This window comes from Streptomyces boncukensis (genome assembly GCF_011045075.1).
GTDB lineage: Bacteria > Actinomycetota > Actinomycetes > Streptomycetales > Streptomycetaceae > Streptomyces > Streptomyces boncukensis.
In genome coordinates, this window is the sequence record NZ_JAAKZZ010000389.1 from 1 (window position 1) to 7,143 (window position 7,143).

At 72.5% G+C, this 7,143-nt stretch carries 11 protein-coding genes; 7 read left to right on the forward strand and 4 right to left on the reverse strand.

What is annotated here, in order from left to right:
- Positions 1–53 precede the first annotated feature (53 nt).
- Both G5C65_RS27495 and G5C65_RS27500 read left to right on the forward strand, forming a co-directional pair.
- Positions 54–689 (forward strand): DJ-1/PfpI family protein, encoded by a 636-nt coding sequence (locus tag G5C65_RS27495; RefSeq protein ID WP_338146697.1) that lies wholly within the window; start codon positions 54–56, stop codon positions 687–689.
- A 99-nt stretch (positions 690–788) separates the two neighbouring features.
- A complete protein-coding gene (locus G5C65_RS27500; RefSeq protein ID WP_165301707.1) occupies positions 789–1,790 on the forward strand; it encodes an aldo/keto reductase in 1,002 nt (333 codons plus the stop codon).
- Positions 1,791–1,820: 30 nt separating this feature from the next.
- Here the strand turns inward: G5C65_RS27500 and G5C65_RS27505 are convergent, their stop codons facing one another.
- Positions 1,821–2,423 (reverse strand): TetR/AcrR family transcriptional regulator, encoded by a 603-nt coding sequence (locus tag G5C65_RS27505; protein WP_165301709.1) that lies wholly within the window; start codon positions 2,421–2,423, stop codon positions 1,821–1,823.
- 72 nt (positions 2,424–2,495) lie between these two features.
- On the opposite strand from G5C65_RS27505, the gene G5C65_RS27510 reads away from it, so the two are divergent.
- Positions 2,496–2,942, forward strand: coding sequence for an SgcJ/EcaC family oxidoreductase (locus G5C65_RS27510; protein WP_206442344.1), 447 nt, complete (start codon positions 2,496–2,498; stop codon positions 2,940–2,942).
- Between the two features lie 22 nt (positions 2,943–2,964).
- Here the strand turns inward: G5C65_RS27510 and G5C65_RS27515 are convergent, their stop codons facing one another.
- Together G5C65_RS27515 and G5C65_RS27520 are read right to left on the reverse strand one after the other, a co-directional pair.
- On the reverse strand, positions 2,965–3,492 hold the full coding sequence (locus G5C65_RS27515; protein WP_165301713.1) for a GNAT family N-acetyltransferase: 528 nt from the start codon (positions 3,490–3,492) through the stop codon (positions 2,965–2,967).
- A 34-nt stretch (positions 3,493–3,526) separates the two neighbouring features.
- Positions 3,527–3,928, reverse strand: a complete 402-nt coding sequence (locus G5C65_RS27520; RefSeq protein WP_165301715.1) for an ATP-binding protein — start codon at positions 3,926–3,928, stop codon at positions 3,527–3,529.
- A 236-nt stretch (positions 3,929–4,164) separates the two neighbouring features.
- Here G5C65_RS27520 and G5C65_RS27525 point away from each other — a divergent pair, with 236 nt between their 5' ends.
- From G5C65_RS27525 to G5C65_RS27540, 4 genes are all read left to right on the forward strand, one after another.
- The gene (locus tag G5C65_RS27525; protein ID WP_165301717.1) at positions 4,165–5,016 is read left to right on the forward strand and encodes a helix-turn-helix domain-containing protein; all 852 of its coding nucleotides are present in this window, start codon (positions 4,165–4,167) and stop codon (positions 5,014–5,016) included.
- Between the two features lie 9 nt (positions 5,017–5,025).
- The gene (locus G5C65_RS27530; RefSeq protein ID WP_165301719.1) at positions 5,026–5,214 is read left to right on the forward strand and encodes a DUF397 domain-containing protein; all 189 of its coding nucleotides are present in this window, start codon (positions 5,026–5,028) and stop codon (positions 5,212–5,214) included.
- On the forward strand, positions 5,211–5,384 hold the full coding sequence (locus G5C65_RS39605) for a DUF397 domain-containing protein (protein ID WP_165301721.1): 174 nt from the start codon (positions 5,211–5,213) through the stop codon (positions 5,382–5,384). The genes G5C65_RS27530 and G5C65_RS39605 overlap by 4 nt, the downstream gene beginning before the upstream one ends.
- Positions 5,385–5,473: 89 nt before the next feature.
- Positions 5,474–6,343 carry an alpha/beta fold hydrolase gene (locus G5C65_RS27540; protein ID WP_165301723.1) on the forward strand — a complete coding sequence of 290 codons (870 nt, stop codon included), beginning with the start codon at positions 5,474–5,476 and terminating at the stop codon, positions 6,341–6,343.
- Between the two features lie 7 nt (positions 6,344–6,350).
- On the opposite strand, the gene G5C65_RS27545 is transcribed toward G5C65_RS27540, so the two are convergent.
- Positions 6,351–7,001 carry a class I SAM-dependent methyltransferase gene (locus tag G5C65_RS27545; protein ID WP_338146696.1) on the reverse strand — a complete coding sequence of 217 codons (651 nt, stop codon included), beginning with the start codon at positions 6,999–7,001 and terminating at the stop codon, positions 6,351–6,353.
- Between the last annotated feature and the right edge of the window lie 142 nt (positions 7,002–7,143).

Sequence of the window (7,143 nt, forward strand, 5' to 3'; positions counted from 1 at the left end):
GCCCAGGCCCCCGCTCCGGCCCCGGCCCCGGCTCCGGCGGGGGCGCCCGGACGGTGGCCGTCCTCCTCTACGACGGCTTCACCGCGCTGGACGCGGTCGGCCCGTACGAGGTGCTGTGCCGGGTGCCGGACGTGCGGGTGACGACGGTGGCCCACGAGCGCGGCCCCGTACGGACGGACACCGGCGAGCTGTCGCTGACCGCCGAACGCGCGCTGCACGAGGTGCGGCGCGCGGATGTGCTGCTGGTGCCGGGCGGCGGGAACCGGGGCACGGTGGCGATGATGGAGGACGGGCGGGTCCACGCGTGGATCCGGCGGCTGCACCGGCACACCGCCTGGACCACATCGGTGTGCACCGGCTCGCTGGTCCTCGGCGCCGCCGGGCTGCTGCGCGGGCTGCCCGCCACCACCTACTGGGCCTCGCGGCCGTATCTGAGCGAGCTGGGCGCGACGTACACCGAGGGCCGGTTCGTCGAGACCGGGAAGATCATTACGGCGGCCGGGGTGTCGGCGGGCCTCGACATGGGCCTGCATCTGGCGTGCCGGCTGGCGGACGAGCGGACGGCACGGGCGATGCAGCTCGCCGTCGAGTACGACCCGGACCCGCCGTACGACACCGGCTCCCCGGAGAAGGCGGACGCGGACCTGAAGGCGCTGGCCCTGAAGCTGCTGGAGGACGCGGCGGTGTAGGCGGTCGCCCCGGAGGGACGGCGCGCAGCAGGGGGCAGCCCCGGCCCGGCGGCGTTATTCCAGTTGGATGCGTGCGCCTGAACGGGCAGGATCGAAGGTATGAGGCGGCAGAGACTGGGACGGAGCACAACGGAAGTCACCGAGCTCGGCTTCGGCGGCGGCCCGCTGGGCGGCCTCTTCGAGCCACTGGACGACGCCACGGCGGCGGGCGCCCTCGCGGCGGCCTGGGACGCCGGGGTCCGCTACTACGACACCTCGCCGCACTACGGCATCGGCACCTCGGAGCGCCGCACCGGCGCGGCGCTCCGCGCCCGCGCCCGGGACGCCGGCCGGGACGCCGGTCGGGACGGCTTCACCGTCTCCACCAAGGTCGGCAGGCTGCTGGTCGAGCAGGACGCGCAGGGCCGACAGGACCCGCAGGGTTTCCAGGTACCGGCCACGCACCGCCGGGTGTGGGACTTCACCCGGGACGGCGTCCGCCGCAGCCTGGAGGACTCCCTGGCCCGCACCGGCCTGGACCGCGTCGACGCGCTCTATCTGCACGACGCCGAGGAGCACTTCGAGGACGCCCTCCGCGAGGGCTATCCGGCGCTGGACGAGCTGCGCGCGGAGGGCGTGGTCGGCGCGATCGGCGCCGGGATGTACGACCCGGACAAGCTGACCCGGCTGGTGCGCGAGACGGACGTGGACGTCGTCATGCTCTCCGGCCGCTACACCCTGCTCAACCACACCGCGCTGGACACCCTGTTCCCCGCGTGCGCGGAGCGCGGTGTGTCCGTCCTGGCGGCCTCCGTCTTCAACTCCGGCCTGCTGGCGACCGCCGAACCGGGCGCCGCCGGGATGTACGACTACGCGCCCGCGCCGCCCGGACTGGTGGACCGCGCACGCCGTATCGCCGGGGTGTGCGCCGCGCACGGCGTGGAACTCCCGGCCGCCGCGCTGGCCTTCCCGCTCCGCCACCCGGTGGTGGCCGGGATCGTGGTCGGCATGCGCTCGGCGGACGAGGTGCGGGCGAACGTCGCGTCCTACGAGACGGAGATCCCCGAGGCCCTGTGGTCCGACCTGCGCGACGCGGGCCTCCTGGACGAGCGGACGCCGTGACGGGAGCGAGGGGTTCCGGGCCGCTGCCCCTCAGCCGAGCAGCGCGGCGGTGAGGGTGTCCGCCAGCCACGCCTCGTACGCGTCCGGGGACCAGCCGGCGTCCCGCACCAGGCTGTCGTAGACCTCGGCGCTCAGCAGCGCCACCGCGATGTCCGCGGCACGCGGCCGGGCCCGGTCCCCGGGCAGCCGCTGGACGATCAGCTCGACCCCGAGCCGGTTGCGCCGGGCGCCCTCGGCGCGGGCGGCCTCGACGTCGGGACCGACGGCGGCGCCCGAGCCGAGCAGGGCGAGGATGTCGCCGCACCGCTCCCGCGCCTGCCTGCCGGCTCGGGCCAGCAGGCCGACCAGCGCGTCGGGGTCGGACGTTCCGTGCGCCTGGGCGACCACGTCCTCCAGCCCGGCCTCCTCGTCCAGCAGGTCGACGAGCCCGGTGAGCACGCCCGCCTTCGACCCGTAGTGCGCGTAGATGGTCTGCGGGGCGACTCCGGCGTCGTGCGCGATACGGCGGATCGGGGTGCGCGCGTAGCCGAGTTCGGCGAACAGGCGGCGGGCCGCGGTGAGGATCGCGCGCCGGGTGAGCGCTTCCCGCTGGTCCCGCAGCCGGACGACGCCGGGCAGATCGGCGGCTGGCATGTATGCTCCCACTGGAACGATGTTCTACTGTCTGGATCAATGTTCTGGTCTAGCTCGGCGGGAGGGACAGTCGTGTCCGAGGTCGAAAAGGCCGACGGCGTCATCGCCAGGATGGCCCGCGCGTGGACGGCGGGGGACGGCGCCGGATGGGCGGCGGACTTCGCGGAGGACGCGGACTTCGTCGACGCGGTGGGCCGCATCCAGCGCGGCCGCCGGGTCATCGCGGACGAGCACCAGAAGCTGTTCGACACCATCTACCGGGGCAGCACGCTCACCATCCGCCGGATCGGCAGCCGCGACCTGCCCGGCGGCACGCTGCTCGTCCACACGGAGTCCACACTCCAGGTGCCCGGCGGGCCGCGCGAGGGCGAGTGGCACGCAGTTCAGACGAAGATCTTCCAGGACGGCCGGATCCTGGCCTTCCACAACACCGCCAGAACCGACCTCGCCGACCTCGCCCAGGACGACGAGGAGCTGGGCCGCCGCTCCCCGCAGGAGTGGCGCCGTACGGCGGACTGACCCACCACCCGCGAGCCGCCGCTCACGGGGCGAGCCGCAGATGGAGGTGGCCGGGGTGCGGGTACGCGGGCGGCAGCGGCGGCAGTTCGCTGTGCAGCGCGAACCCGGACTTCTCCGCGACGCGGCAGGACGCGCTGTTGGGCGCGGCGTGCAGCAGCTCCAGCCGTTCGACGTCCAGGGCGGCGAACGCCCACTCGGTGACGGCGTCGACGGCGCCCGAGGCGACCCCGCGCCCCCGCGCGGCGGGGGCCGTCCAGTACCCGACCTCACCGGTGCCGGGATCGTCCCCCTCGCACTTCAGCACGGCATGCCCCAGCAGCGCGCCGTCGCGCCCCGGTTCGCCGTCCAGGACGGCGAACCGGAAGAAGCTCCCGTCCGCCCATCCCTCTTCCCCCTCCTCGATCCACCGCAGTGCCTCGTCGTGGCTGTCGACGATCCCGTTCAGCCACTTCCGCAGGTCCGGGTCGCGGTGGGCGGCGACGAGCGCTCCGGCGTCCTCCTGCCGCCAGGGGCGCAGCCGCAGGGATCCGTACTTCAGAACTAGGGCCATATGATCAACGTACGCCCTCGAACACCTCGAACACCTATGCGGCGGCAGCGAGATCGCACCACACGTGCTTGCCGTTGTAGGCGAGCCGGTGCCAGCCCCAGCCGTCGGAGCAGGCGCGAACGAGCGCGAGCCCGCGCCCGGCCTCCGTGTACGCCTCGGACGGCGAGGGCGAGGGCGGCGTCGGATCGGTGTCCCACACCCCGATCCGCAGGGTGCGCCCGTCCCAGCACAGCCGGAGCGCGGCGGGCCCCTTGGTGTGGGTGACGGCGTTGGTGACCAGCTCGGTGCCGAGCAGTTCGGCGACGGGGACGAGCCGATGGAGTCCGTGCGCGACGAGGACGAGGCGCAGGGTGTGCCGCGCGACGGCGACGGCACGGGCGTCGTTGGGGATGTGGAGGGTGTACTCCCAGGGCTCGCGTGCGCAGTTTTCGGACATACGGCCACTCCGAGGGGTGGTGTGTGCGGGGGAGTTGCGCGGCGTTCCCCGGGCGGTGGCAGTGCCGGGCGCGTCATGGCATGACGGCACGGTGCGCTTCCGGGTACCCCGGTCTCGCTGCGTGTGCGACGCGTCACTCAAGGTAGGGCATAGCTTTGCGACGGCGCAACCTGATGCCGTAATCTCTGTGTGCAACTTCCGTTTGCACCGGAGCCGTTGACATCGAGGAGTGCGCGATGCCGCCAAGGAGGCAGCCGACTGCCCGCCAGGAGCGCCTGGGTGCCGAGCTGCGCAAGATGCGCGAGGCGGCAGGCATCACGGGCCGCGACGCGGCCGGCCTGCTGGGCACGAACAACATCCAGGTGAGCCAGATGGAGGCCGGGCGCGCGGGCGTGAGCGAGGACCGTGTCCGCCGGATGGCGGCGCACTACGCCTGCGACGACGCCGACTACATCGACGCGCTGGTCGCGATGGCGACAGACCGCACGAAGGGGTGGTGGGAGGAGTACCGGGGTGTGCTGCCGTCCGGGTTCCTGGACCTGTCGGAGATGGAGCACCACGCCACGTACCGGAGGGACGTGGCTCTGATCCATGTACCGGGGCTGTTGCAGACTGAAGAGTACGCGCGTGCCGTCTTCTCCTACAGGCACCCGCCTCTGCCGGAGAGCGAGCTTGAGCCGCGCGTCGCGCACAGGATGCGGCGTAAGACGTTTATCGAGGAGGCGTCGTCTCGCAAGTATGCGGCAGTGACCCATGAGTCGGCCCTCCGTATCCGGGTTGGGGACCGAGCTGCCGCCCGGAGGCAGCTCATCCAACTCCTCGAACTTTCTGCGGAAGACCAGGTGTCCCTGCGGGTCATCCCCTTCGACAGGGACGATTTCGGCGGAGCCGGGTGGGCCATGGGGTACATGGGGACCCCGGTTCCCCAACTGGACACGGTGACTCGGGACACTCCCTACGGCACGCACTTCCTGGATGCGGAATCCCAACTTCAGCGCTCTCGCGTCCTGTTCCATAGGATGGAAGGGGAGTCGCTTACCCTGACTCAGTCGCGCGACTTCATTCATCAGATCGCCAAGGAACTGTGAGGCGCACTCGTGCACACCCCCATCCGCTGGCAGAAGTCGTCCTCCTCGGGCGGGGACGACGGCAACGACTGTGTGGAGGTCGCCGCGATCCCGGCGTCCTTGCTCCTCCGCGAGAGCGACGATCCCGACGTCGTGCTGACACCTCAGGCGCGGGCAGTAGCCGACCTGCTCGCTCACCTCAAGCGAAGCGGACAGTGACCTGGCAGAAGTCGTCCTTCTCCGGAGGCGGTGACGGCAACAACTGCGTGGAGGTCGCCGCGACCGGAACCGGGCTCCTTCTCCGCGAGGGCGACGAGCCGGACGTCACCCTCGCACCCACACCGCACACCCTCGCCCGGCTGCTGGCGCACATCAAGGTCAGCGGCTAACCACCTCAGCGCGCTTGACAGGTTACAGATCCGTCCGTCAGTCTGCGACGGACGGACCTAACCGCATTCAACTGCTAAAGGGGTTAGCCATGGTCGAGGTGCGACACCGCTACGCCACCGTGCTCGGACACCGGGTGTTCTACCGGGAAGCCGGTCCCGCGGATGCGCCCGCCCTCGTGCTGCTGCACGGGTATCCGACGAGCTCGCGCATGTTCCGGCACCTGATCCCCGCGCTGGCGGACCGGTTCCGCGTCGTCGCCCCCGACCACCTCGGGTTCGGGCAGTCCGCCGCGCCGCCTGCCGAGGAGTTCGCGTACTCCTTCGACGCCCTCACGGACGTCACCGAGGCGCTGCTCGCGCAGCTCGGGCTGGAGCGGTACGCGCTGTACGTGCAGGACTACGGCGCGCCCATCGGGTGGCGGCTCGCGATACGGAACCCGGAGGCCGTCACCGCGGTCGTCACCCAGAACGGCAACGGCTACGACGAGGGGTTCGTCCCCGAATTCTGGGCGCCTGTCTGGGCGTACGCGCAGTCGCCGGGCCCGTCCACGGAGGGTGCCGTGCGCGAGGCGCTGAGCGAGGACGCCATCCGGTGGCAGTATCTGCACGGCGTCGCGGAGCCGGAACTGGTCGACCCGGACACCTGGGCCGCCGACCACCGGGAGGTCTCCCGCGCCGGCCTCGACCTGGTCCACCTCGCCCTCTTCCGCGACTACGCCAGCAACCCGCCCCTCTACCCCCGGCTCCACGAGTACTTCCGCGCCACGCAGGTGCCGCTGCTGGCCGTCTGGGGCGCGGAGGACGAGATCTTCGGGCCCGACGGGGCCCGCGCCTTCGCCAAGGACCTCAAGGACGCCGAGATCCGGCTGGTGCCGGGCGGCGGGCACTTCCTCCTCGAAAGCCACCTCGACACGGTCGCCGACGAGATGCGCGCCTTCCTCGGCCGGGCCCTGTCCTAGGGGGGCGCTACGGGAGCGCCGCGCGCAGCAGCAGGTGGCCCCGGCGGAACCGCTCGTCCGCGAGGGGTTCGCGGAGCATGCGGCCGGTCTCGGTGAAGCCGGCGTCGGCGGCCAGGGCCGCCAGGGTGTCGATCGGCCAGCGGTAGGCCGGGGCCGCCTTGTGGTCGAACTCCGCGACCGGGCCGCCCTCCGACTCGAAGAAGGCGAGCAGGAGCGGGGCGCCGGGGGCGAGGACGCGGCGGAACTCGGCGAGGTAGGCGGGCACCTCGCCGGGTGCGGCGTGGATGGCCGAGTACCAGGACACGCCGCCGTCGAGGGTGCCGTCGGGCAGGTCCAGCGCCTCGATGGAGCCGACCTCGAACCGCAGGTCGGGGTAGCTCTCGCGGGCGATCCGGATCATCGCGGGGGACAGGTCGACGCCGAAGGCGTCCAGGCCCAGGTCCCGCAGGTGGGCGGTCATGTGGCCGGGGCCGCAGCCCAGCTCGGCCACGGGCCCCGCCGAGCCGGTGTGCTCGGCGAACGCGGCGAGGATCGCGCGGTCCAGCGGGAGGGCGTCCAGCGCGTCGCGGGCGAGCTCGGCGTAGCGGACGGCGACGGCGTCGTAGGCGGCGGCCGTCCGGGAGGAGTGGGCAGAGGGGGCGGAGGGCGAGGGAGTCACAGGGGTAGACCCTAAGGGCTCACGCAGCGCAGCCGAGATCGCACCAGACGTGCTTGCCGGTATAGGTGAGGCGGTGCCATCCCCAGTTGTCGGCACAGCTGTTGACGAGGGCGAGGCCCCGGCCGGAGGGGGTGCCGGGGCC

Bases quoted from the DNA above. Each gene is read 5' to 3' on its own strand.
- G5C65_RS27500 (WP_165301707.1), top strand. From the start codon at position 789: ATGAGGCGGCAGAGACTGGGACGGAGCACAACGGAAGTCACCGAGCTC.
- G5C65_RS27505 (WP_165301709.1), bottom strand. From the start codon at position 2,423: ATGCCAGCCGCCGATCTGCCCGGCGTCGTCCGGCTGCGGGACCAGCGG.
- G5C65_RS27515 (WP_165301713.1), bottom strand. From the start codon at position 3,492: ATGGCCCTAGTTCTGAAGTACGGATCCCTGCGGCTGCGCCCCTGGCGG.
- G5C65_RS27520 (WP_165301715.1), bottom strand. From the start codon at position 3,928: ATGTCCGAAAACTGCGCACGCGAGCCCTGGGAGTACACCCTCCACATC.
- G5C65_RS27525 (WP_165301717.1), top strand. From the start codon at position 4,165: ATGCCGCCAAGGAGGCAGCCGACTGCCCGCCAGGAGCGCCTGGGTGCC.
- G5C65_RS27540 (WP_165301723.1), top strand. From the start codon at position 5,474: ATGGTCGAGGTGCGACACCGCTACGCCACCGTGCTCGGACACCGGGTG.